We start from the raw sequence: 24,399 nt of genomic DNA on the forward strand, positions 1-24,399 counted from the left end.
GCAGGGAATGTCATGGTACTCGGTATCTTTAGGTACTGGGTATGCATCCTTGGGTTGATTTTCATGACTCAGAAACTTCCGCCGCGCCAGCGCACCCGGCAGAAGGTGCGGGACTGATCATCAGGGCAGCCTTCGAGCTCATGGCCCAGCACGGTTTCGCCGACGTAGGCGTCACGCAGATCGCGGAGCGGGCGGAGGTCGTACGTATGACGTACTTCCGCTATTTCGGCGACAAGCAAGAAGTCTTCGCGGGCGAGCAAGGCATGAGCGACTCGCTCATCCTGCTGATGGAGGAGGCAGGTCCGGGGGAGTTCGCGCGACTCGTGCCGCTCGCGGACGCCGTGTCACGGATTCGATTTGCGGTTCGCAGCCTGTGTCAGCGGCTGACGGCCGAGCCCGTCGGCGTTGTAGGACTGGGAATCCGCACGCAGCCTCCAGATGTCGGTGCAGGCGGCCTCCCAGGCAGCGGACAGAGGTTCGCCGACAAACCGGCGGCGGAGCGGTCGGCCGAGCCCGAGAGTGAGACGCGCCCTTACTGTCCTGGCCCTATCGAGTCGAGGAATCGGGCGGTGGTGCCGTCGGCCCAGCCGGCCGCGCGGTGGGTGGCTACCAGATCTTCGCCAACCCCGACCGTCGAACCGATCCGTCTTTCACACAGCGAGGGTCCTCCTCGCCAGGGCGGACACCCGCCAGCGCTGCTTCGATCTTGCCGCCACGGACGGGCGGGTTGAAAGTACTCCCTTACCTCCACCAGACCTTCCGGAAGTCAGCCCCCGCAGGCGCCCATCTCCGGTCGACCCGACACCGAGGGGCTGCGTGTCAGCGAGGGGCCATGCGAATCGCGCCGTCGAGCCGGATGACCTCGCCATTGAGCATCGGGTTCTCGGCGATGTGCTGGACCAGGGCGGCGTATTCGGCGGGTCGGCCCAGACGGCTGGGGTGAGGGACCTGGGCGCCTAGTGATGCCTTTGCCTCCTCGGGCAGCGAGGCGAGCATCGGAGTCTCGAACAGGCCGGGCGCGATGGTCATAACCCGGATCCGGAATGCGGCCAGTTCGCGGGCGACGGGGAGGGTGAGGCCGACCACGCCGCCTTTGGAGGCGGAGTACGCGGCCTGCCCGATCTGCCCGTCGTACGCGGCAACTGAGGCGGTGTTGACGATGACGCCCCGCTCTTCGCCGACGGGATCGTGGGCGACCATGCGCTCGGCGGCCAGCCGGATCACATTGAACGTGCCGACGAGGTTGACCTGGACGGTGCGGCCGAAGTCGGCCAGCGGGAAGGGGCCCTTCTTGCCCAGCACCCGTGCGGCCGTGCCGATGCCCGCGCAGTTGACGGCGATCCGCAGTGTGCCGAGTCCGGCGGCCGCGTCCAGGGCGGCGGTGACGTCCGCCTCGCTGGTGACGTCGGTGGGCGCGAAGACGGCGCGGTCGCCGAGTCCGTCGGCGATGGCCTTGCCGTCGGACGACGGCAGGTCAGCCAGGACCACCGACGCGCCGGCGTCCAGCAACTGCCGGGCGGTGGCGAGGCCCAGCCCCGAGGCCCCGCCGGTGATGAGCGCGGTGGTGCCCGCGATGTCCATGGTGCGCTCCTGAGCTCCGTGTGCCGAACATTGGACAGCTGTTATGACGTGCCGTCAGATACGTTCGATGATCGTGGCGTTGGCCATGCCGCCGCCCTCGCACATCGTCTGCAGGCCGTAGCGACCGCCGGTCGCCTCCAGATGGTTCACCAGGGTGGCGAGCAGCCGGGTGCCGGAGGCGCCGAGCGGATGGCCCAGCGCGATGGCGCCGCCGCGCGGGTTGAGGCGGCCGGGGTCGGCACCGAGCGCACGCTGCCACAGCAGCGGTACGGGCGCGAACGCCTCGTTGACCTCGTACGCCTCGATCGCGTCGATCGAAAGCCCGGCGCGGTCGAGAACCTTCCGGGTGGCCGGGACGACCCCGTCGAGCATCAGCAGCGGATCGGAACCGGTGACCGCAAAGGAACGGAAACGGGCGCGCGGGCGCAGGCCGAGCCGTTCGGCGGTTGCGGCGCTCGCGATGAGGGCGGCGGAAGCGCCGTCGGTGTACGGCGAGGAACTGCCGGCCGTGATGCGCCAGTCGATCTCCGGGTACCGCTCGGCGTCGGACAGTCCGGTGAACGCGGGCTTGAGTCCGGCCAGTTGCTCCACGGTGGTCGCCGCGCGGATGGTCTCGTCCGCCGCGTGCCCGCCGACCGGGACGATCTCCCGGTCGAAACCGCCCGACGCGGCAGTCGCAGCAGCCCGCCGGTGGGACCGGGCGGCGAACTCGTCCAGTTCCGCGCGCTCCAACTTCCAGCGCACAGCGAGCAGTTCGGCCGATATGCCCTGCTGCACGAGACCCTCCGGGTAGCGGCGGCGCAGCAGCTCGCCCGAGGTGTCGGCGCCGCCCACGCTGGAGAACATCGGCACCCGGCTCATCGACTCCACACCACAGGCGATCGCGATGTCGTACGCACCCGCCAGCACGCCCTGCGCCGCGAAGTGCGCGGCCTGCTGACTGGAGCCGCACTGCCGGTCGACGGTGGTGGCGGGCACCGACTCGGGGAAACCCGCGGCCAGCAGTGCGGTACGGGTGACGTTCAGCGCCTGCTCGCCGCTCTGGGTGACGCAGCCGCCGATCACGTCGTCGACCAGGGTGGGGTCCAGGTCGTTGCGCTCGACGAGCGCGGCGAGCACGGTGGCGAGCAGATCCGCGGGGTGGTGTCCTGACAGGGCGCCGCCGGGCTTGCCCTTGCCGGACGCTGTACGCACCACGTCGACAATGACGGCGTCATTCACGTTGGGCATCTTGCTTCCTTTACGTGGGTCCGTGCGGGTACGGGTCGTCTCCTCGGCGGGGTGATCAGCGGCCCGTCCAGCGCGGCACACGTTGCTCAGCGAACGCGCGCGGGCCTTCCTTGGCATCGTCACTCGCGTTGACCTCCTGCCAGACGCGCTCGTTCTGCTCCCATGCCCCCGCCTCGGCCTCCCGGGAGGCCATGAAGCGCTTCACGGCGCGTACGGAGAGGGGGGCGCCTGCCGCTACCTCCCCGGCCAGCGCGAGCGCGGTCTCGACCGACTTGCCGGCTGGGGCGACCCGGTTGACCAGGCCCCATCCGGCAGCTGCGATCGCGTCCACGGGGGTACCGGTGAGTGCCAGCTCCAGGGCGATGTTGCGCGGGACGCGCTGCTGGAGCCGCAGCACCCCGCCCGCTGCCGGGAACAGGCCGTGATGGACCTCTGGCATGCCGAACGTGGCGTTCTCGTCGGCGACGACGAGGTCACAGGCGAGGACGATCTCCGCGCCTCCTCCGAGCGCTAGGCCGTTGACAGCCGCGATCAGGGGCTTGTCGACCCAGTGCCGGACGAGACCGGCGAAACCCCACTCGGGGTGCCGCGGATCCATCACATCGCGGCCGGCAGCCGCCTCCTTGAGGTCCATGCCTGCGCAGAAGGCGCGCCCGGCGCCAGTCACCACCGCGACCCGCAGGCCGGAGTCGGCGGCGAACTCCTCCAGCGCGGCGCCGACGGCAGCGGAGAGTTCCGCGTTCACCGCGTTCAGGGCTCGCGGCCGGTTCAGGGTGATCAGAGCGATGCTGCCGCGCCGCTCCAGTGTGGCCGCCGACGCGGACCTGGCCGGCTCTACGTCCGCCATGCTGCTTGCCTCCTCGACTCACTGGCCATGGCATTATCTAACGTTCGTTAATGACGCTAGGTCGAGGATCGTGAATACGTCAAGCAGCTGACCGGAGCCGACGGCAGGCAGCCCCGGAGCACGGGGCTTCGGAAAAAGACGGGATAGGGCTATCCTCGGCGGGATCACGACCAGGCCGCCGCCGGCTCCTACGTCCCATGGAGGCGGGGGAGTCGGCAGACCCCTTCAGGTCAGCTCCGCCCGGCATCTATTTATCGTTCGCTAGACTTCCGTCACCGGCCGTGTCGGCCTGGCGGTGAGGAGTGGGTGAATGGCAGCGAAAGCGCCCGGCGAGCAGGTGGAGAACGCGACACCGGACCCGACTGGGCAGATCGACGACTGGCGCGGATTCGCACCGCTCGACCTTCCGCCCATCCTGTCGGCCGCCCTGGAGGAGTTCCGTGAGCACGGCTACCACGGGACATCGGTGCGCGACGTCGCGCGCCGCGCCGGGGTCAGCGTGCCGATGATCTACTACCGCTTCGAAAACAAGCAGGGACTGCTCGTCGCGCTGCTGGAAGGCGCGATGGACGAGGTACTGCGGCGGGCACGGCTGGCCGACGCAGAGGCCGAGGACCGGATTCTGGACCGGTTCGCCCACGTCATCGAGTGCGTGGTGCTGCACATGACGTACCGAGCGGCGACGGCCGGACTCGACTCCGAGCTGCGCTGCCTGGAACCCGTCAACCGTAAGGAATACGCGGCTCGGCGCAAGGCCCTGGAGGAGCTGCTCCTGGGGATCATCGAAGAGGGTTTGGGGCAGGGGCTGTTCGAGGTGGAACACGCGCCGGACACCACGCGGGCCCTGCTCGGCATGTGCCAGGCTGTGACCGGTTGGTACCACGACGGGGGCCCGCTGTCGCCGGAGGAGGTCGCCGACCGGTATGTGGCAATCTCCCTGCGCACCGTGGGGGCGCGAGTGCGGCCCGCGCCTCGCGGCCGGAGAAACTGATGACGGAGCCTCATCCGACGGGCGGGTATCCACCTGCCGGTCGTGCGGCGCGGGCGATGCTGCCGGGACTCAAGTCCCTCTCGACTCCCTGACCTTGACGACCGGTTCATGTCCGCCGGACCGGTGTCCACCGGCTCGTCGAGGTAGGCGTCGGCTTGGGCGCGGGCCTTCTCGCGCATCGAGACCGGCGTGACCGGGACGGCGCTCCGGCCCGCTCTCATCGCCGTGGTGATCAGTCGCGCCGCCGTCCAGTGGCTGCTACGCGAGCTCTCTACTTAACGATCGATAGAGAAGTTGGCAGGGATACAGAGGCGCGTTGGACAGCCCGATGTGACCTTCGCAAACAGTGGCTAATGGGACGTTGGGCCGCCGGACTCGACGAAGAATCCCACGGTGAGGTATTGACTTGCCGAGAAGTCGGCTCCTACGTTTCTAGCGAACGTTAAGTAGTCGCCCCTCCAGAGCCGTGAGGATCGTATGGCGATCGATTTCACCCTTGAGCCCGAACTCGCCGAGCTCCGCGACCGCACCGCCGAATTCGTCCGGGCGACCGTGCTCCCCGCCGAGGCAGATCTGCTCCAGGGACCAGGGACACCCGACGACGCCCTGCGTCGCACTCTTCAGCAGGCAGCCCGCGACGCCGGGGTCTTCGCGCCGACCGTGCCGAAGGACCTGGGCGGTCTCGGTCTCGACCTGCGCGGGCAGTCCGTGGTCCTGGAGAAAGCCGGATACAGCCTGCTCGGCCCGCTCGCCCTGCACTGCGCGGCGCCCGACGAGGGCAACATGCTGCTACTGGAGAAGGTCGCCGGCACCGCTCAGCGCGACCATTTCCTGGAGCCGCTCGCAGCCGGAGACGTACGCTCCTGCTTCGCCATGACTGAGCCCTCTCCCGGCGCCGGCTCCGACCCGTCCCAGCTCGCGACCGTCGCCCGCCGGGTGGACGGTGGATGGGTGCTGGACGGCCGCAAGTGGTTCATCACCGGAGCCGACGGAGCCGCTTTCGCCATCGTGATGGCCCGCACCAGCACCGGCACCGGGCTGGAGGCGACCATGTTCCTGGTGCCGGCAGACATCCCGGGCTTCAGGATCGTCCGGCACGTACCCAGCCTGGACCAGGGCTTCACCGGAGGGCACGCCGAGGTGGAGCTGGACGGCTGCGAGGTCGGCGACGAGGCCGTGCTCGGCGAGGTCGGCAAGGGCTTCGCCTACGCGCAGGTGCGGCTCGCCCCGGCCCGGCTCACGCATTGCATGCGCTGGCTGGGCCTTGCCCGCCGCGCCCACGATCTTGCCCTCGGGTACGCCGCCGAGCGCACCGCCTTCGGTAGCCGCCTCGGCGAACTCGGCATGGTGCAACAGCAGTTGGCGGACAACGAGATCGACCTCGCCGCCTCCCGCGCGCTGATACGCGAGGCGGCCTGGACCCTCGATCAGGGGCGCTCCGGCAAGCACGAGTCATCGGTGACCAAGACCTTCACCTCCGAGGCCGTCGGCCGGATCGTCGACCGCGCGATCCAGGTGTGCGGCGCGCTCGGGATCTCCGGGGACCTGCCGCTGTCCGCGTATCTGCGCGAGGTGCGGCCCTTCCGTATTTACGACGGCCCCTCCGAGACCCACCGCTGGTCGATCGCCCGCCGGGCACTGCGCACCATCCAGGGAGCCGGCCGATGAAAAGCACGATGATGGACCAGGAACTCCAGGTCAGCGACCTGCTCCGGCACGGACAACAGATGCACGCGAACAGCAGGGTGGTGCGCTGCTCCCAGGACGGCGGCGGCCACTGGACCTTCGCCGAGACCGGAGAGCGGGCCGAGAAGCTGGCCGCGGCCCTGGCCCGGCTCGGCGTCGGGCGCGGCGACCGCGTGGCCACGTTGATGTGGAACACCGCCGAACACCTGGCCGCCTATCTCGCCGTGCCGTCGATGGGCGCCGTACTGCACACCCTGAACCTGCGCCTGCACCCGGATCAGCTCGGCTACATCATCGAGCACGCCGAGGACCGAGTGCTTCTGGTGGACGGCACTCTGCTGGGCCTGCTCGGTGAGGTGCGCGAGCGACTGGCGACCGTCCGCCACGTCGTGATCATCGGCGACGGCGAGGCGCCCGAGCTGCCTGCCCACATCACCGTGCACCGCTGGGACGGCCTGCTCGCCGCCGAGGAGGCCGGTTTCGTCTGGCCGACGCTCGACGAACGCTCCGCTGCCGCCCTCTGTTACACCACGGGCACCACCGGCGACCCCAAGGGTGTCGCCTACAGCCACCGCTCGATCGTGCTCCACACCCTGGGCATCTCCAGTGGCAGCGGTTTCGCGATGAGCGATCGCGACAGGGCCTTGCCGATCGTGCCGATGTTCCACGCCAACGCATGGGGCTGGCCCTACGCCGCCTGGCTCGCCGGAGCCGATCTGATCATGAACGGCCGCCATCTCTCTGTTCCCGACCTTGCCCGGATCATCAACGAGGAACAGCCCACCGCCGTCGCCGCGGTGCCCGCCCTCTGGAATGGGCTGCTGCACCACGGCGAGGACCACCCACTCGATCTCTCCAGCGTCCGACTGGCCGGCTGCGGCGGCTCCAGCCCCTCGCGCGCCCTGGTCGCCGCGTTCAAAGACAGGTACGGGGTGGGGCTGACACAGGGCTGGGGCATGACCGAGACCAGCCCGCTCGCCAGCTGGTCGGCGCCGCCGCGCGACACCGCCCCGGACGAGGAAGTCGACTGGCTGGTCAAGAGCGGCCGCCTGATGCCCCTCGTGCGGGTACGGCTCGTGGGCATGGACGGAACCGAGCAGCCCTGGGACGGCCGGTCCCTCGGCGAACTCCAGCTGCGCGGCCCCTGGGTGACCGGCTCCTACCTGCACAGCGAGAACACAGCCGACAAGTTCGACGACGGCTGGCTGCGTACCGGGGACCTCGGCACCATCGAGCCCGGCGGCTGGATCGTCGTACGCGACCGGCTCAAGGACGGCATCAAGAGCGGCGGCGAGTGGATCTCCACCGTCGAACTGGAGAACGCCATCGCCGCTCACCCGGCCGTCATCGAGGCCACCGTCGTCGGCGTCCCCGACCCCAAGTGGGACGAACGCCCGCTGGCCTGCGTCGCCCTCGCCGAAGGCACCGCCGTCACCCCGACCGAGCTGCGGGAGTTCCTGGAGGGGCGGGTCGCCCACTGGTGGATCCCGGAACGATGGACGTTCGTGGATGCCGTCCCCAAGACCAGCGTCGGCAAGTACGACAAGCGGGCCGTACGGCGGATGTACCACGACGGCGAGATGCGGATCGAGAACGGCGGAGCGAACACATGAGCCGCGGCAGTGACCTCAGCCGAGCCCCGGACACGACCCGGAGCGCGACCGGACCGCTCGTGGGCCTGCGCGTCCTGGAGATCGCCAGCATGGCTCCGGCTCCCTTCGCGTGCACTCTGCTGGCCGACCTGGGGGCGGAGGTGCTGCGCGTCGACCGTGCCTCGGACGTCGACCCGGAGACGTACCGCTCCACCGACCCGCTGGCCCGGGGACGGCGTTCCCTTGCCGTCGACCTGAAGCATCCGGAGGGCATCGCTCTGGTCAAACGCCTCGCGGCTCGCGCCGACGTACTGGTCGAGGGTTTCCGCCCTGGGGTCGCCGAGCGCCTCGGCATCGGCCCGGACGACTGTCGGGCCGTCAACTCCCGCCTGATCTATGCCCGGATGACCGGATGGGGGCAGACCGGACCACTCGCTCCCCGCGCCGGGCACGACATCAACTACATCGCGGTCGCCGGTGCGTTGGGCCTCATGGGTCCGGCCGACCGACCCCCCGTGCCGCCGGTGAACCTCGTCGGGGACTTCGGCGGCGGCGGCATGCTGCTGGCGGTCGGCGTCCTCGCCGCGCTGTACGAGCGGGAGCGCTCGGGCCGGGGCCAGGTCGTCGACGCGGCCATGGTGGACGGAGCCGCTCTGCTCACCACAGCGCTGCACGGACTCCGCGCGGCAGGCGCGTGGCCGGGCGAGCGGGGCGAGAACCTCCTCGACGGCGGGGCGCCCTTCTACACGACGTACGAGACCGCCGACGGCGGGTACGTGGCGGTCGGCCCGCTGGAAGAGAGGTTCTACGCCCAACTCCTCACCGGACTCGGGCTGGACCAGGACTCCGACCTGCCCGGGCAGTACGAGCGTGAACGCTGGCCCGAACTGCGGCAGCGGCTGGCCGCCGCCTTCAAGGAACGCACCCGCGACGAATGGGCCGACCACTTCGTGCACACCGACGCCTGTGTGACCCCGGTACTCACCCCATGGGAGGCCCACAACCACCCGCACAACGCGGCACGTTCGGTCTTCGTGGAGTCGGGTGGCGTACGCCAGCCCGGACCGGCGCCGCGCTTCGACCGGACTCCGGGCGCCGTGCAGGGGCCGCCGCCCGTGCCGGGGCGCGACACCCGTACTGCCCTCGCCGACTGGGGCGTCGACACACCGGAGGCCGACCGCCTGCTCGCGTCGGCGGCGGTTGTCCAGCACCCGCGCACCGGAGAGAGCCGATGAGGCTCGGTCTGAGCATGGGTCACTGGGGCCGCGACGGCGGCACCGACATGCTGCGGCTGGCCGTGGAGGCGGAGCGCCTGGGCTACTCGGTGGTGTGGGCCTCGGAGGCCTACGGCTCGGACGCGGTCACCGTGCTCTCCTGGCTCGCAGGCCGCACCACCCGTATCGGCCTCGGCTCGGCGGTGATGCAGATCCCGGCCCGCACCCCGGCGATGACCGGTATGACGGCCGCGACGCTGGACACTCTGTCCGAGGGCCGGCTCCACCTGGGGCTCGGTGTGTCAGGGCCGCAGGTGTCCGCCGGCTGGCACGGCGTCGAGTTCAGCCGGCCGCTGGCCCGCACCCGCGAGTACATCGACGTCGTACGCTCCGTCCTCCGCCGCGAACGGGTCCGCCACGACGGCGACCACTACCCGCTGCCACTGCCCGGACCGGACGGCCGCCCCGGCAAACCGCTCCAGCTGATCATCCACCCGGTGCGGGACGAGATCCCCGTCTATCTCGCGGCCGTCGGCCCGCGCAACATCCGCCTCGCCGGAGAGATCGCGGACGGCTGGCTCGCCCTGTTCCACGCCCCGTCCCATGCGGACGAGAACCTCGCGCAGCTCAGGGAAGGACGCGGGGAACGCGGCCTCGACGACTTCGACATCGTCGCCAGTGTGCCGGTGTCGGTCGGCCACGACCTGGACGCCTGCGCCGACCGCGTACGGGACAACGCGGCGCTCTACGTCGGCGGGATGGGCAGCCGGGAGAAGAACTTCTACAACGCCCAGGCGCGCAACATGGGTTACGAGAAGGAGGCGCAGGCCGTCCAGGACCTGTATCTGTCCGGCGACGCCATGGGCGCCGCCGCCGCGGTGCCGTTCGGGCTCCTCGACGAGACCAGCCTGCTCGGCCCCGTCGACCGGATCGCCGACCGCCTCGCCGCCTTCGCCGCCGGCGGTGTGACCACGCTGTCCGTCATTCCCTACGGCGACACGTACACAGAGCGCGCCGCCACGCTGGCCACCGTCACCGAGGCGCTGGATCGCTCCGGTCTCGCCACATAACCAGGCCGCACCACCACAAGGAGCACCACGTGCAGCGCACGCTCTACGACCAGGACCACGAGGACTTCCGGGACGTAGTACGGGAGTTCGTCGTCCGCGAGGTCGTCCCGCACCAGCAACGCTGGGAAGCGGAGCGCCTCATCGACCGGGGGGTGTGGCGCGCCGCCGCGAAGCAGGGGCTGTTGGGCCTCGCCGCGCCCGAGGAGTACGGCGGTGGCGGACAGGCCGACTTCCGCTACCGCACCGTGGTGATGGAGGAGTTCGCCAAGGCCGGCGCCGCGTCGCTGGAGTCCGGGTTCAGTGTCCAGGACGACATCGTGCTGCCGTACTTCCTTGACCTCGGCACCGAGGAGCAGAAGCGGCGCTGGGTGCCCGGGATGTGCGCGGGAGAGACGATCACGGCCATCGCGATGACCGAGCCGGGCGCCGGCAGCGATCTACAGGGCATTCGCACCACGGCCATCCGGGACGGCAACGTATGGGTACTCGACGGTGCCAAGACCTTCATCAGCAACGGCATCCAGGCCGACCTCGTCATCGTTCTGGCCCGGACCGACCCGACAGCCGGTGCCCGCGGCATGAGCCTGTTCGTCGTCGAGCGCGACATGCCCGGCTTCACCCGCGGCCGCAAGCTCGACAAGATCGGACTGCACGCGCAGGACACCGCCGAGCTGTTCTTTGACTCCGTACGCGTCCCGGCCGCCAACCTCCTCGGCAGCGAGGGACGCGGTTTCATGCACCTTATGGAGCGGCTGCCGCGCGAGCGGATGTCGATCGCGGTGTGGGCGCAATGCGTCACCGAGACGGCACTTGAGCAGACGCTCGACTACTGCACCGGGCGAACCGCCTTCGGCAAGCCGGTCGCCGACTTCCAGCACAGCCGCTTCCTGCTGGCCGAACTGTCCACCGAGTCCGACATCACCCGCGTCTACCTGGACCGCGCCATCGAGGCTCTCAACGACGGCACACTGACCGCCGTGGACGCGGCGAAGGCCAAGTGGTGGGCCACCGAACTCCAGACGAAGACCGTCGACCGCTGCCTCCAGCTCCACGGGGGCTACGGCTACACCGCGGAGTACGCCATCGGGCGGGCCTATCTCGACGCCCGGATCCAGACCATCTACGGCGGGACCACCGAGATCATGAAGGAGATCATCGGCCGCGACCTCGCTGCCACGGCGACCCCGAAGGCAGAGCTTTGATGCGGCTCAGGCGCAACCACCGGCCCCGCGCACGCCGAACAGCTCGACCCCGGGCGGGACTACGAGGAGATCCCCCCATCTCCACGGCCTACGAGTTCCCCTGGGACACGGTCCAGGTCCCAGCTTCGCCCTCGACCGCGCCTTCGCCGCCCCCAGCATCGGCCAACTCCTGCGACAGTGGCCAGCAGCGTCAGGATTGTCGGCACCGTGGTCTCGAAGTCCTTCGCGCGTACATGGGTGACGGTGATATCAGAGGGGCAACGGCGGCGATGTGCGGAATGCATCGCCGAACACCGTGACTACCAAACCCTCTGCAGCCAGTGGTGGAAGGGCGTAGGTGTCCAACGTTTCGGAAAACCTGGCGTGCCGTGAGAGGACTTGCACGGTCTTGGGATCATGCTTACCCGAAGTGCCGAGCGTGGAGGTGTAGAAGCGCTTGCGGTGGTGGAAATGGGTGCCTTCAGGGAGACCTGCCAGGACGATGACCTTCCCCCATTTCCGATTGAAGTCGCTGCGCTGAACGGGCCGTCCGTAACGGTTCGGCACGATGAGATTCTCGTCTGCTGGTTCCACATGGCCGCGAGACCGACGTTTGCGCGCGGTGTCCCGGGAGAGCGGCTCTGGCCCGGCGAAGCAGGTCACGTGCGCCGTCAGCCGCTCGATCAGGAAATGATCCACGGGCAACGTCGCGTAACTGGACTTTGTTTTGAGTGGCGCGGCTTTACCCTGCTGCCGCTGCTCCTGGACGTAGAGGCGATTCTCCCGCCAGCCGACACGTGCTCGTGTCAGTCCCAGAGCTTCGCCGGTGCGCAGCCCTGCGCACGCGCCAAGCCACACCAGGACTTCAAAGCGCGGCTCGATCTTCCGCATGGCAGCGGCGGCCAAGGCCACCTGCTCGGGAGTCAGGGCGACTTCATGGCCGTCTTCGATCTCGGGAAGCTCGACGCGGGCCACGATGTTTGCGGGCAGCGGAACGTCTTCATCCAGCATGTAGTGCATGAGAATGCGCCAGGTTTTGAAAATCGCGACGACTGTACGCGGGGGCTCGCTGACTTCGCTGCTGAGTCTTCGCCCCGTGGCTGACCCGAGGCGGGTTGTGCGGACGGTGCCCTTGCCGAGAGCTCCGTCCGTGCAGTTCAGGCCGTATGTCGGTACTCGTGGAGGGTGCTGCCGAGGTGGTCACGTCGGCGTATGTCGAGGTGGGTGAGCTGCTCCGAATCGGTGATCGGTGGGGGCAAGGCGTGCAGTGGTCGGGCGCGCCGCCTGAGCGCGCGGCCGGTCCGTGCAGCAGCACGGCGTAGGCCGTCCTCTCCGCCTCGACTTGGCCCGGATCTCATGGAAGGTGATGCCCCGGAACTCCGGGGTGTCGAAGGTACGGGTGATCACCGCGTCCGCGCCGAACAGCGCGGCGTCCCTGGCGGGATTCCCTGTGGGGTCCCCTGTGAGGTTCTCCCAGCGCATGAGGCCTCCTCGGTAGCACTGACCACAGAATAGAACACATGTTCCCTTGATCGTGCGACCTGGTATTCGGCGACCCTGGCGGCGCCCTACGGGGACCCCGATTTGGGTGGCCCGGCCGGGGGGTGGTTGGCTGGCCGCACACCCCGAGAAACCAAGTGCTGGAGGAAGTGCAATGGCGCAGGTCGAGGCCACGACTGAACGGGTCATCGCGGCGGACGCGGAGGCGGTGTTCGACGCTCTGGCCGACTACACCGGCACGCGCGCGAAGCTGCTGCCCGAGCACTTCAGCGAGTACGAGGTGCGCGAGGGCGGCGACGGCGAGGGCACCCTCGTCCACTGGAAGCTCCAGGCCACCAGCAAGCGCGTCCGTGACTGCCTGCTCGAGGTGAGCGAGCCCACCGACGGCGAGCTCGTCGAGAAGGACCGCAACTCCTCGATGGTCACCACCTGGCGCGTCACCCCCGCCGGCGAGGGCAAGTCGCGCGTCGTCGTCACCACCGTCTGGAACGGCGCGGGCGGAATCGGCGGTTTCTTCGAGAAGACCTTCGCGCCCAAGGGCCTCGGTCGGATCTACGAACTGGTGCTCGCCAAGCTCGCCGCCGAGGTGGAGAAGTAGCCCTCAAAGGCGACTTCACGGGGTGCGCGGCCCAAGAGGCAGATCTCCAGGGCGCGTTGTAGTCCTCACCGGTTCGAGTGGATCTCTTCGTCGCGGGGCGTTACGCCGTAACTCGTCGCGCTTGCCAGCAGTTGTCGCGTAAGCGGGAATTGTGCGGGTAGGCGCGACGAGGGAGCGGTACGTGGGCGGGATCACTCTGGTGAAGGACGAACCGGCTGCCGCACCCCCGCAGGACCGCACGCCACCGGCCGTCGAGCCCGCCCAACTGGGGCCGCGCCAGATCCGGTTGGTCTTCGTCGGGCTCATGCTCGCGCTGCTGCTCGCGGCGCTGGAGCAGATGATCGTGGCCACCGCGCTCCCGAAGATCGTCGGTGAGCTGCACGGCCTGGACAAGATGTCCTGGGCGATCACCGCCTATCTGCTCACCTCCACCGTCGGACTCCCCGTCTACGGCAAGCTCGGCGACCTCTTCGGCCGCAAGGGCGTCTTCCAGTTCGCGATCGTCGTCTTCGTGATCGGCTCCGCGCTCGCCGGCTGGTCACGCACCATGGACCAGTTGATCGCCTTCCGCGCGCTCCAGGGCGTCGGCGCGGGCGGCCTCATGATCGGCGTGCAGGCGATCATCGCGGACATCGTGCCGCCGCGTGAACGCGGCCGCTTCATGGGCCTGATCGGCGCCGCCTTCGGCCTCGCCTCCGTCGCAGGCCCGCTCCTCGGCGGCTATTTCACGGACCACCTCACCTGGAGGTGGTGCTTCTACATCAACGTGCCCTTCGGCCTGCTCACCCTGGCCGTGGTCACCGTCGTACTGAAACTGCCCAAGCCCCGCACCAGAGCGCGCCTCGACGTGCTGGGCGCGCTGCTGCTCGCCGCCGCGTCGACCTGCCTGGTCCTGCTGACCAGTTGGGGCGGCACCGAGTACGCGTGGGGCTCGCGGGTCATCCTGGGGCTCGGCGCGGGCGCGCTCGCAGCGACGGTCCTCTTCCTCGTCGCCGAGCACTTCGCGGCCGAACCCATCATCCCCTTGCGGCTGTTCAGGGACAGCGTCTTCAACATCACCGCGCTGGTCGGCCTGGTGGTCGGCGTCGCGCTGTTCGGCGCGGCCAGCTATCTGCCGACGTTCCTGCAGATGGTGGACGGGGCCTCGGCGACCGAGTCCGGGCTCCTGATGCTCCCCATGATGGGCGGCATCGTCGGCGCGTCGGTCATCTCCGGGCAGCTCATCAGCAAGACCGGGCGCTACAAGGTCTATCCGATCCTCGGCGGTGCCCTGTCGGTCGTCGGCATGTGGCTGCTGTCCCGGCTCGAAGTCGACACACCGAGGCTGCACTACAGCATCTGGATGGCGGTGCTGGGCGCGGGAATCGGCATGGTGATGCCGGTGCTCGTCCTCGCCGTACAGAACTCCGCGCGCCCGGCCGACCTCGGCACCGCGACCAGCGCCAACAACTACTTCCGGCAGATCGGCGGCAGCGTCGGAGCCGCCATCTTCGGCACACTCTTCGCCAACAGGCTCGCCGACGAACTCGCCGACCGCCTCCCCGCGCGCGGGGGCACCGGAGCCCCGGACTCCGAGTCACTCACCCCGCAGCTCGTGCACGCGATGCCGGCCGCCCTGCGCGACACCTACGTCGGGGCGTACGCGGAAGCCATGCCGCGGATCTTCCTCTACCTCGTGCCGGTGCTCGTCCTCGGCCTGCTCATCGCCTTCTTCCTCAAGGAGAAACCGCTGGTGTCCTACAACGCCCCCACCACCGACGCCGAGTCCGCACCGCTCACCCAGATCCCGCAGGCCCGCACCTCGTACGCCGCCGGGATCCCCGTCTGCGGCACGGTCCAGCACCCCGACGGCACCGTCGTGCCGCGCGCCGCCCTCACCCTCATCGACATCGCGGGACAGCAGATCGGACGGGGCGCCAGCGGCGAGGACGGGCGGTACGCGCTGTCCACGCCGGGATCGGGGTCGTACGTCCTGATCGCCGCGGCGGGAGGCCACCAGCCGCAGGCCGTCTCGGTGACCGTCGGCGAACGCCCCGTGGAGCTCGACGTCGTGCTCGGCGGAGCGGGACGCCTCGCCGGAAGCGTGCTGACCGCGGACGGCACCCCGGTGCGCGAGGCCATCGTCACGCTCACCAACGTCCACGGTGAGGTGGTCTCCACCACCCGCAGCGGACGCGAAGGGGGCTATGTCATCACGGAGTTGGTGGCAGGCGAGTACACCCTCGCCGCCAGCGCGCCCGCCTTCCGCCCGGCCGCGCTCCCCGTCAGCGTGCAGGCCGCCCGCGAGACCCGCCAGGACGTCGAGCTCGCGGGCGGCGCCGTGCTGCGCGGCACCGTGCGGGCCGGCGGCGGACGCCCCGTCGAGGACGCGCGCGTGACGCTCCTGGACGCCGCCGGCAATGTGGTGGACACGCTCACCACCGGCGCTGACGGAACGTTCCGGTTCGTCGACCTGTCCTCCGGCGAGTACACCGTCATCGCGGCGGGCTATCCGCCGGTGGCCACCGTGCTCCAGGTCGCGGGAGGTGGCAGGACGGAACGCGACCTGCAACTGGGGCACGAGGACTAGTCATTGCGGAGGGCTGAGGAGTACTGCGGAGTGCCGCGGAGTCCTTGAGGCGCCGGGCCTTACTCGCGAGTTCAATTCCGGTGTTGCCACACATCGCAACGGGTCGCCGCCGTACGGTAGTGATGGCGGCACAGATCTTGCGGAACCGTGGGGAGAGAGGGCCTGGGCCATGGACCGTGGCACCGAAACGGGCGCAGCTCCCAGTCGCGGAGCTGGGGACGGCGCAGTGGAGCACGCCGCCGTCGGCCGCATCCCGCTGGCCGTGGTGGTCGTGGACCGTGACGGCCTGGTCTCGCACTGGAGCACCGGCGCCAGGCGCCTGTTCGGCGCCTCCAAGGAAGACGCGGTGGGCCGCCCCGCGGTCGATCTGCTCCCGGTCTCCGGCGCACTGCCCGACGATGAGGAAACGGCGCCCTACGGGGCGTACGCGGCGTACGACGGACTCGGTCCCGACCTGGAGTCCTCACTCGACGGGCGGCTCTCCTACCCGGCCGCCGGGCGCGCCCGGCTCACGGTGAGCGGACCCGACCGGGTGGACGTGCTGTGGTGGGCGTACCCGCTGGTGGGCCCCGGTCCGGAGCGGCTGCTGGTGCTGGCCGCCGACGCGGGCGCGATGCGCCACGAGGGCCACGATGACGTCGAGGCGGCCGTCGAGCGCATCGCGCCCGGCTTCGCCCTGCACACCGACTTCCCCGGTGCCGGGGAGCTGGCCCGCGGACTGCCCGAGATCCTGCCCAGCATGAGTGTGGGCGAGGGCGCCCGGATCGTCGCGCAGGTCCTCGAACTGGGCTATCCCGTCCTGGAGTTCAGCCAGAACGACCGGGTGCCCGTCACCCCGGACTGGGGCGTGCCCCGGCGCGCCGAGCGCAAGGCGCGCCGCGAGCGGGCGGCCAGGGCGGTGGCCACGGGCGAACCCCTGCCGATCGACGTCCAGGACGAGCGCGAGGACCTCGAATACGTCGCCGTACGCGAGCGCCTGGAGTTCCTCAACGAGGTCAGCGGACGCATCGGCACCTCGCTCGACCTGGCGCAGACCATCCTTGAGGTCAGCCGTGCCGTGGTGCCGCGCTTCACCGATGTGGCGGGCACCTACCTGCGCGAACAGGTCGTCGCCGGCGAGGGGTTCAATGAAGGTGTGCCCGACACGACCACCATGTGGCACCGCGTCGCGCTGGAGCACACGGACGAGCCGGGGCGCTGGGACGACGTCGTGCCGGTCGGCGAGGCCATGCCCTTCCCGGCGCACACACCGTTCTTCCAGTGCATGACCACCGGCGAGCCCGTCCTCGTGCCGCGCATCAGCGAGCAGATGGGACACATGATCGCCGCGCAGTTCGAGAAGCGCGACATCAGGCCGCTCATCACCCACCGCTCCATGCTGGTCGTCCCCCTGAAGGCCCGCAATGTGGTGCTCGGCTTCATGATCCTGCTGCGCCACCCCGAGCGGGTCGAGTTCAACGACATGGACCGCGTGACCGGCGCCGAACTGGCCGCCCGCGCAGGGCTCGTACTCGACAACGCGCGCATGTACACGTACCAGGAGAGTGTCGCGGAGACCCTCCAGGACAGCATGCTGCCGCACATCGCGCCCCGCATGGCCGGCTGCGACATCGCCACCCGCTATCTGCCCGGCACCCTGCTCGGCCGGGTCGGCGGCGACTGGTTCGACTCCGTGAAACTGCCCGGCTCGCGGACCGCCCTGGTCGTCGGCGACGTGATGGGGCACGGCCTCAACTCCGCCGCGATGATGGGCCAGTTGCGCACCGCCGTCCAGACCATGGCCGCGCTCGATCTGCCGCCCGCCCAGCTCCTGCGCAACCTCGACGACCTCGCCCAGCGGCTCGGCGACAACTACCTCGCGACCTGCCTGTACGCCGTGTACGACCCCATCGCCGGCGAACTGCACATGGGCAACGCCGGCCACATCCCACCCGTCATCGTGCGCGCCGCGGACGGCCGCAGCGACCTGCTCGACCTGCCGACGGGCGCGCCCATCGGAGTCGGCGGGGTGCCCTTCGAGGCGGTACGCGTGCGCGTGGAGCCCGGCGACCGACTCGTGATGTGCACCGACGGACTGGTCGAGGTACGCGGCGAGGACATCGGTGTCGGCCTCGCCACGCTCTGCGAGTCCGCCGCCCACCCGGCCGCGTCCATGGACGACGCCTGCGACACCATCATCCGCGCGCTCAACACCCGCGGCGGCCGCAAGGACGACGTGGCGCTGCTGATGGCCCGCCTCAACGGCATCGAACCCGAGGACGTCGCCGAATGGCGGCTCGCGCTCGACCCGATCGAGGCGGGACGGGCACGCGCCGTGGTCCGCGAGCAGCTCCACGTGTGGGGGCTGGCCGCGCTCGCCGACCCGGCCGAGCTGATGGCCGGCGAGCTGGTCACCAATGCCGTACGGCACGCCCACAGCCGCCACATCCAGCTGCGCCTGGTGCGCGGCGAGACACTGCTGTGCGAGGTGGACGACGACGACCACACGCTGCCGACCCTGCTCAGCGCCGGTCCCGACGACGAGTTCGGGCGTGGCCTGCGTGTCGTCAGTACGCTGGCCCGCGAGTGGGGGACGAGCCGTACGAGCGCCGGCAAGACCGTGTGGTTCGAACTGACGCTGCCGCGAGGTCGTTAGCCGCCCGATAAGTTCGGGGCGTGCGGGGCGGTCCGCGGGGCGCCCACCGGCGTGCGCATGTCGAGTGAGCGTGAAGGAATGCGCTATGCGCTTGTGGCTGTAACCAGGGCGCGATAGACCGATCTGGCTCCGTCTTCTTGACGGTCGGCGTCGTAACCTGGGGAGTTGGGCATGAGCGTGACGAGTCGGTACAGAGAGGCCTGGGAGGGCTTCTGGCGCGAGGCCCCCGACGAACAGGGGGCGGTCTTCTGGGACGCGGAGCCCGTACTGACCGCCGGTATGCATCTCGCCCGCTTCGAACCGCGCATGGTGGACTTCGAGTTGCCCCTGGTGGACCTGGGCTGCGGCAACGGCACACAGACACGGTTCTTCGCCGAACGTTTCACCCGGGTCGTCGGCGCCGACATCTCGTCCGCCGCGCTCGACCACGCACGCATCGCCGATCCGGCGGGCACAGCCGAGTACCGGCTGCTCGACTCCGCCGAGAAGAGCGAGGTCGAGGCGCTGCACGCGGAACTCGGCGACGCCAACGTCTACATGCGGGGTGTACTCCACCAGTGCGAGGCCGATGACCGGCAGGACCTCGTCGATGGCATCGCGACACTCATCGGGGAGCACGGCCGGGCCTTCCTGGTCGAGCTGTCGGAGAACGCGCGCCCCGTCCTGATGGGCCTCGCCCAGAGCCCCGAGGGACCACCGCCCAAGCTGCGGCCGGTCCTCGCGCACGGGATCGTCCCCGGCGAGGTGGCGGACGCGGCAGTGCCGGTCTACCTGGGCGCCGCCGGTCTGACGGTGCTCGGGAGCGGTGAACTCCCGCTCATCACCACGGAGTACACGCCCGACGGAACACGGATCGAACTGCCGTCGACGTGGCATTTGGTGGGACGTACGGGCTGAAAGGCCCACCTTCGCGAAGTCGGCGCGTGCGGATCCTGCGAGCTCCGCGCGCGCCGACGTGCTCGGGCCCACAGGACGAGAGACCCTTTGCTGTCGCCTTGCCCTTGCGCCGGTATCCGTCCGGTTGGCTTGGAGGCGACGTCTGGCCCTGATTCGGGTGGGGTAGGAACCACCCGAAAACACCAGACTCTACGACGCGTATTGGTACTTGGTCTCGTGGTGTGACCGCCCGGACCAGGACGGGGGTCCAACCGGTGACGAATACCGGGCGAGGAGTGCTTGAAGGCGCGTTCGCTCTGTTGAGCGCGCTCGAAGATGCGGGCGAGGCGAGGCTGACCGCGCTCGCTTCAGTCAGCGGGTTGCCGAAGAGCAGTGCCCACCGGCTACTTGACCAACTGGTCGCACTGGGGGCGGTTGAGCGTTCATGGGGCGTGTACCGGATGGGCCCGCGGATCTTCCGGCTGGGCCGCGCCTGGCAGCCGTATCCAGGTCTGCGGGCCGCATCGAACGGGACCGTACGGTGGCTGGCGGAGACCACCGGCGCGACCGTGGCGATCTGTGTGCTGCACGAGGGCCGCACGATGGCGGCGGCCGGACTGCCGGGAGAGGTCGCCGAGCTGGCGCCCATGCGGCCGGGCGAGACCTGGCCGGCGATGACCGCCGCGGGCAAGGTGCTGCTGGCGGGCGCGCCGGCGGGGCTGCCGCTCGACCCGTTGCCGGGGCCCTGGCGGCGGACCGCACAGGAGATCCGGGAGCGCGGCGCGGCCTTCGACCGCGAGGAGCTGGTCCCAGGGGTGGCCTGCGTGGCCGTTCCGTTGCACGGGCCGCGCGGCGAGCTGATCGCGTCACTGGTCGCGATGGTGCCGGCCGGCCGCAAGCTGGAGACGATGGCGGAGACTCTGACCCTGTCGACCCGCGTGATCGAAGAGGGCCTGCGCCGTGTTCCGCGTCAGGCCACACGACCGGTCCCGCGCAGGGTCCCTCTCCCTCCGGAGCAGCGAGGGGCCTCGGCGGCACCGCGACCAGGCCTGGGGTCAAGGCAACCCGATGTCAAGCCGTGTTGACGTCAAGCCGGTCCTACGCCAGGCCAGTCCGATGTCAGGAAAAAGCCACCACGTTAACCCCAATGGTGTACTCCCGTCCCGCTGAGCGGAATGCTGCTCGACACTCCCAACGTGTTCTCCAGTCGCCGGTCCGGCTTTGAGATCCGGACGTACCGGTTGTGACGCGCCCGGCTCCCGCCACGTGAAACATGAGGGAAACGGGTGCTTCCTACACTCCGGCACATGCATCTGACAGTCCTTGACGCCCCCACCGAGTGGAGCCGGTTCACCGAGGGTTCCATCGAACGCAGGATGCTGCTCGCCCTCGGCGAACGGCTCGGTACGCCGATCCGTCCGAAGCCGCTCATGCTGCCCGACGGCAACCGCGTCGAGGTCGAGGGGATCGACACCGCGGGCCGCGTGCTCGTCCAACTCGTCTGCAATCAGGGCGCCTACAAACCCGCTTACCGCAACAAGGTCATGGCGGACATGTTCAAGCTGCTCTGGCTGCGTGACTCCGTGCCGACGGCCGAGCGCGCGGTGCTCCTGGTCACCGAGCTGATCGTGCAGGCGCTCGGCGGCTGGGTGGCACTCGCGGCGGCGGACCTCGGGATCGAGATCTACGTCTTCGACGGCAGCAAGGTCGCCGCTCTGCGACGTCGAACGTAAAGTCCGCGAAACACACAGCGGCAGTGAGCCGAAACAGAAGGCTCCTACGGTCGAAGGCACCAAAGCGGATTTCCGCGTGACAGTCCCCCGCACTCGCCACGCACGCTCTCCGACTTCCAGGATCGGGCCCACGTGCTCGCGACATGGATGGGAGCGTGAAGGTGTCTGGTACGCCAGCGCTTGAACTGCGGTCGGTGCACCGGGTCTACGGATTCGGGTCGTCCGCGACCAATGCCCTCGACGACGTCCAACTGACTGTGCAGCCAGGCCGTTTCGTCAGCCTCATCGGCCCCAGCGGCTGCGGCAAGTCGACACTGCTGCGCCTCGTCGCCGGTCTTGAGCAGCCCGACCGAGGAGAGGTCCGGGTGCACGGCGTCCCACCGGCGAAGGCGTGCGCCGCCAAGATGATCGGTCTGGTGCCGCAGAGCCCGGCGTTGCTGCCCTGGCTGTCCGTGCTCCGGAACGTCACGCTGCCGCAGAAGATCAACAAAGGTGCCGCCAGGCGCCGCGAGCACATCGCCGACCTTGTCGAGCGGAGGGCCGCGCCGTCCGCCCCCGACATGCGGGAACTCCTGGTCAAAGCGGGTCTCGGCGAGGCCATGCACAAGCTCCCGGCACAGTTGTCCGGCGGTATGCGGCAGCGGGCCGCGATCGTACGTGCCTTCGGCCTGCGGCCCGACGTACTCGTCATGGACGAGCCCTTCTCGGCGCTCGACGAATTCACTCGCGAGAGCCTGCAGGACCAACTCCTCGACCTCTGGGACGAGTTGAAGACGACGGTCCTGTTCGTCACGCACTCCGTCTCCGAGGCTGTCCGGCTCTCCGACACCGTGATCGTCATGGCCCCGAGCCCCGGCCGCATCGTGGAGAGCATCGACATCGACCTGCCCCGGCCACGCCGCGAACGCCTCTTCGGGGAACGCCGCTTCCACGAGTACGAGGACCTGGTCAGAGACCGGCTGCGCCATGCCTGGCACGCCGAAGCCGCGTGAGCGGAGGGCGAGGAGATGACCGTAGCTGAGGAACGCACCACCCCGGCCAGGGTGATGGAGCCGCGCGTCGAACCGTCGCGCTTCAGCCTCAGCCACCCGAAGTCCCGGATCGCGTGGATCCGCCCGTCCGTCTGGCTGCCGCTGCTGGTGATGCTGGCGGTCCTCGCCGCTCTCTGGCAGTGGGGAGCCGAGGAACTGCCCTACCTGCTGCCGCCGTTGTCGGACGTCGGCAGTTCGCTCGCCTCGGAGTTCGGCTATTACGTCGACAACGCCATGGTCACTCTGGGCGAGGCGGTGTCCGGCCTCGCGATGGGGTTCGTCGCCGCGTTCGTCCTCGCGGTGCTGACCAGCGAACTCCCTCTGGTACGCCGGGCGGTCATGCCGATCGCGGTCGTCCTCAACGTCACCCCGCTCGTGGCGATCGCTCCGGCGCTGGTCGTGGCCTTCGGCTTCGGTCCGCTGCCCAAGCTCATCATCGCCGGGCTTATCTGCTTCTTCCCGATCCTCATCAACACCGCTGCCGGTCTACGGTCCGTGCCGCTGCAGGTGCTGCAGGTGTACCAGACGATGCGCGCCGGCCGCATCGAGCTGCTGTGGCACGTGCGCATCCCCCACGCCCTGCCGTTCCTGTTCGCGGCGCTGCGCATCGTCTTCCCGCTGTCGATCGTCGGCGCCGTGGTGGCCGAGATGTCGGCGGCAGGGGCGACCGGCGGCCTCGGCACCGCGATCAGCGTGGCCTCGTCGATGAACCAGCTGCCGGTCGTATACGCCTCGATCCTCGTCCTCGCGGTCATGGGCGTGCTGCTGCTGCTCGTCGTGACGCTGGTCGAACGCCGTGTGCTCCATTGGCACGACAGCGCACACAACTGACTCCCCCCTCACATCGCTTGGCCCCGTGACCCGCGAAGGCCGGGCGCTCGGCGACCCATGCCCTATGCCCTCACCACCACCAATCCCCGGCGGCCATCGCCAGTTTGGAGTCACCCATGCGGCAGCGCCTCATCAGATCCGGGCTCGCTTCCCTCGCCGCCGTCGCGCTGACGGCCGGTGTCGCGGGATGCGGCGCGGACTCCGGCGACAGCACCTCTACGGGCTCGGAGGGCTCCGCCATCTCCGCCGAGCGCTGCGCCGAGAACAAGTCCGCCGGCAAGATCACTTACCTGTCGGGCTACCAGTACCAGTCGTCCGCGTCGATCCTCGAGTACATCGCCGCGAGCAAGCTGGGCTACTTCAAGGACCTCTGCCTCGATGTCGCCCTGCAGCCCGGCTCCGGCGACACGGCACAGAACACCAAGCTGCTCGCCAGTGGAAAGGCGACCGTGAGCCCGGTCTCCGAGCAGGACGTCATCCAGGCCCGGGCCAACGGGATCGACATCACGGGTATCTCCTCGTACTCGGACGCGGGCCTCGATGTCCTGATGACGAACAAGGACATCACCGACCTGACCCAGCTCGACGGCAAGGTTGTCGGCCACAAGGGCTACGTTCCCGCCGCCGTCGAGGCGATGATGGTCAAGGCCGGGGTCAAGTGGGACTCGCTCAAGCTGGTCAAGCAGGGTTACGACCCTTCCGTACTGCCGCGCAAGCAGGGTGGCCTCGAAGCGCTCACGGGATTCATCTCGAACGAGCCCAACCAGCTCAAGGCGGCCGGTGACGACGTCACCGTGTGGAAGCCGATCGACTACGGCGTCCCGAGCTCGCTCGGCGCGATGGCGGTGAACCCGGCGTTCGCCAAGGCGCACCCGAACACCGTCGAGGACATCCTGCGCGCCGCGCTGCACGCGTACGACTACTGCTCCGCCAGCGAGGCGCACATCAGTCAATGCGTCGGCTACGCGGCCCAGTTGTCCGGCCCGACGTACGACAAGAAACTGAACTCGACCATCTGGAAGACCGAGACACAGGTCGTCAAGGACAACCCGACCGCGGGGCAGCCGCTGGGTGGCGTCGACCCCGACAACGTCGCCGAACTCGTCGACATGCTGCACCAGTTCGAGATCGTGCCGAGCAGCGTGACCGCCGCCAAGGCCAAGGGGTGGTTCGACCCCTCCTTCGTCAGCGCCATCTACACCGGCGACAAGCTCGTCTGGCCCGCGCCGTAGAG

General features: G+C 69.5%; 20 protein-coding genes and 1 pseudogene. 16 read left to right on the top strand and 5 right to left on the bottom strand.

The window, feature by feature from the left end; genetic code table 11:
- The first annotated feature begins 140 nt into the window (after positions 1-140).
- Positions 141-731: a helix-turn-helix domain-containing protein gene (locus AB0N66_RS27730; RefSeq protein WP_365439985.1), complete on the top strand. Its 591-nt coding sequence runs from the start codon at positions 141-143 to the stop codon at positions 729-731.
- Between the two features lie 88 nt (positions 732-819).
- Here AB0N66_RS27730 and AB0N66_RS27735 read toward each other — a convergent pair whose 3' ends face one another.
- From AB0N66_RS27735 to AB0N66_RS27745, 3 genes are all read right to left on the bottom strand, one after another.
- Positions 820-1,581 (bottom strand): 3-hydroxyacyl-CoA dehydrogenase, encoded by a 762-nt coding sequence (locus tag AB0N66_RS27735; RefSeq protein WP_365439987.1) that lies wholly within the window; start codon positions 1,579-1,581, stop codon positions 820-822.
- A 54-nt stretch (positions 1,582-1,635) separates the two neighbouring features.
- Positions 1,636-2,802: an acetyl-CoA C-acyltransferase gene (locus AB0N66_RS27740; protein ID WP_365440189.1), complete on the bottom strand. Its 1,167-nt coding sequence runs from the start codon at positions 2,800-2,802 to the stop codon at positions 1,636-1,638.
- Between the two features lie 64 nt (positions 2,803-2,866).
- On the bottom strand, positions 2,867-3,658 hold the full coding sequence (locus AB0N66_RS27745; RefSeq protein ID WP_365439989.1) for a crotonase/enoyl-CoA hydratase family protein: 792 nt from the start codon (positions 3,656-3,658) through the stop codon (positions 2,867-2,869).
- A gap of 310 nt (positions 3,659-3,968) precedes the next feature.
- Between AB0N66_RS27745 and AB0N66_RS27750 the strand changes: the two genes are divergently transcribed.
- The 6 genes from AB0N66_RS27750 (at position 3,969) to AB0N66_RS27775 (ending at position 11,413) form a co-directional block, all read left to right on the top strand.
- On the top strand, positions 3,969-4,649 hold the full coding sequence (locus AB0N66_RS27750) for a TetR/AcrR family transcriptional regulator (RefSeq protein ID WP_365439990.1): 681 nt from the start codon (positions 3,969-3,971) through the stop codon (positions 4,647-4,649).
- A 477-nt stretch (positions 4,650-5,126) separates the two neighbouring features.
- On the top strand, positions 5,127-6,317 hold the full coding sequence (locus AB0N66_RS27755; RefSeq protein WP_365439992.1) for an acyl-CoA dehydrogenase family protein: 1,191 nt from the start codon (positions 5,127-5,129) through the stop codon (positions 6,315-6,317).
- Positions 6,314-7,948 carry a long-chain fatty acid--CoA ligase gene (locus AB0N66_RS27760; protein WP_365439994.1) on the top strand — a complete coding sequence of 545 codons (1,635 nt, stop codon included), beginning with the start codon at positions 6,314-6,316 and terminating at the stop codon, positions 7,946-7,948. Before AB0N66_RS27755 ends, AB0N66_RS27760 begins: the two co-directional genes overlap by 4 nt.
- Positions 7,945-9,162: a CaiB/BaiF CoA-transferase family protein gene (locus tag AB0N66_RS27765; protein ID WP_365439996.1), complete on the top strand. Its 1,218-nt coding sequence runs from the start codon at positions 7,945-7,947 to the stop codon at positions 9,160-9,162. Before AB0N66_RS27760 ends, AB0N66_RS27765 begins: the two co-directional genes overlap by 4 nt.
- Positions 9,159-10,211 carry an LLM class F420-dependent oxidoreductase gene (locus AB0N66_RS27770; RefSeq protein ID WP_365439998.1) on the top strand — a complete coding sequence of 351 codons (1,053 nt, stop codon included), beginning with the start codon at positions 9,159-9,161 and terminating at the stop codon, positions 10,209-10,211. Before AB0N66_RS27765 ends, AB0N66_RS27770 begins: the two co-directional genes overlap by 4 nt.
- Before the next feature lie 29 nt (positions 10,212-10,240).
- The gene (locus AB0N66_RS27775; RefSeq protein ID WP_365440000.1) at positions 10,241-11,413 is read left to right on the top strand and encodes an acyl-CoA dehydrogenase family protein; all 1,173 of its coding nucleotides are present in this window, start codon (positions 10,241-10,243) and stop codon (positions 11,411-11,413) included.
- Between the two features lie 249 nt (positions 11,414-11,662).
- Here AB0N66_RS27775 and AB0N66_RS27780 read toward each other — a convergent pair whose 3' ends face one another.
- Positions 11,663-12,403, bottom strand: a complete 741-nt coding sequence (locus AB0N66_RS27780) for a tyrosine-type recombinase/integrase (RefSeq protein ID WP_365440001.1) — start codon at positions 12,401-12,403, stop codon at positions 11,663-11,665.
- 327 nt (positions 12,404-12,730) lie between these two features.
- Positions 12,731-12,874, bottom strand: a pseudogene (locus tag AB0N66_RS27785) (radical SAM protein); the annotation flags it as partial.
- A 172-nt stretch (positions 12,875-13,046) separates the two neighbouring features.
- On the opposite strand from AB0N66_RS27785, the gene AB0N66_RS27790 reads away from it, so the two are divergent.
- The 9 genes from AB0N66_RS27790 to AB0N66_RS27830 all read left to right on the top strand — a co-directional run bounded on the left by AB0N66_RS27790 (position 13,047) and on the right by AB0N66_RS27830 (position 24,397).
- A complete protein-coding gene (locus tag AB0N66_RS27790; RefSeq protein ID WP_365440003.1) occupies positions 13,047-13,490 on the top strand; it encodes an SRPBCC family protein in 444 nt (147 codons plus the stop codon).
- Positions 13,491-13,671: 181 nt separating this feature from the next.
- Positions 13,672-16,059: an MFS transporter gene (locus AB0N66_RS27795; RefSeq protein WP_365440005.1), complete on the top strand. Its 2,388-nt coding sequence runs from the start codon at positions 13,672-13,674 to the stop codon at positions 16,057-16,059.
- 169 nt (positions 16,060-16,228) lie between these two features.
- Positions 16,229-18,694: a SpoIIE family protein phosphatase gene (locus tag AB0N66_RS27800; protein ID WP_365440007.1), complete on the top strand. Its 2,466-nt coding sequence runs from the start codon at positions 16,229-16,231 to the stop codon at positions 18,692-18,694.
- A 171-nt stretch (positions 18,695-18,865) separates the two neighbouring features.
- Positions 18,866-19,591: a class I SAM-dependent methyltransferase gene (locus AB0N66_RS27805; RefSeq protein ID WP_365440009.1), complete on the top strand. Its 726-nt coding sequence runs from the start codon at positions 18,866-18,868 to the stop codon at positions 19,589-19,591.
- A gap of 299 nt (positions 19,592-19,890) precedes the next feature.
- A complete protein-coding gene (locus AB0N66_RS27810; protein ID WP_365440011.1) occupies positions 19,891-20,655 on the top strand; it encodes a helix-turn-helix domain-containing protein in 765 nt (254 codons plus the stop codon).
- 222 nt (positions 20,656-20,877) lie between these two features.
- Entirely contained in the window at positions 20,878-21,303 is a 426-nt protein-coding gene (locus AB0N66_RS27815) for a hypothetical protein (RefSeq protein WP_365440013.1), read from the top strand.
- A 161-nt stretch (positions 21,304-21,464) separates the two neighbouring features.
- On the top strand, positions 21,465-22,295 hold the full coding sequence (locus AB0N66_RS27820; RefSeq protein ID WP_365440015.1) for an ABC transporter ATP-binding protein: 831 nt from the start codon (positions 21,465-21,467) through the stop codon (positions 22,293-22,295).
- A 15-nt stretch (positions 22,296-22,310) separates the two neighbouring features.
- Positions 22,311-23,165, top strand: a complete 855-nt coding sequence (locus tag AB0N66_RS27825) for an ABC transporter permease (RefSeq protein ID WP_365440017.1) — start codon at positions 22,311-22,313, stop codon at positions 23,163-23,165.
- A gap of 116 nt (positions 23,166-23,281) precedes the next feature.
- Positions 23,282-24,397: an ABC transporter substrate-binding protein gene (locus AB0N66_RS27830; protein ID WP_365440019.1), complete on the top strand. Its 1,116-nt coding sequence runs from the start codon at positions 23,282-23,284 to the stop codon at positions 24,395-24,397.
- Positions 24,398-24,399 lie beyond the last annotated feature (2 nt).

The sequence above is a fragment of the Streptomyces sp. NPDC093544 genome (assembly GCF_040683495.1).
GTDB lineage: Bacteria > Actinomycetota > Actinomycetes > Streptomycetales > Streptomycetaceae > Streptomyces.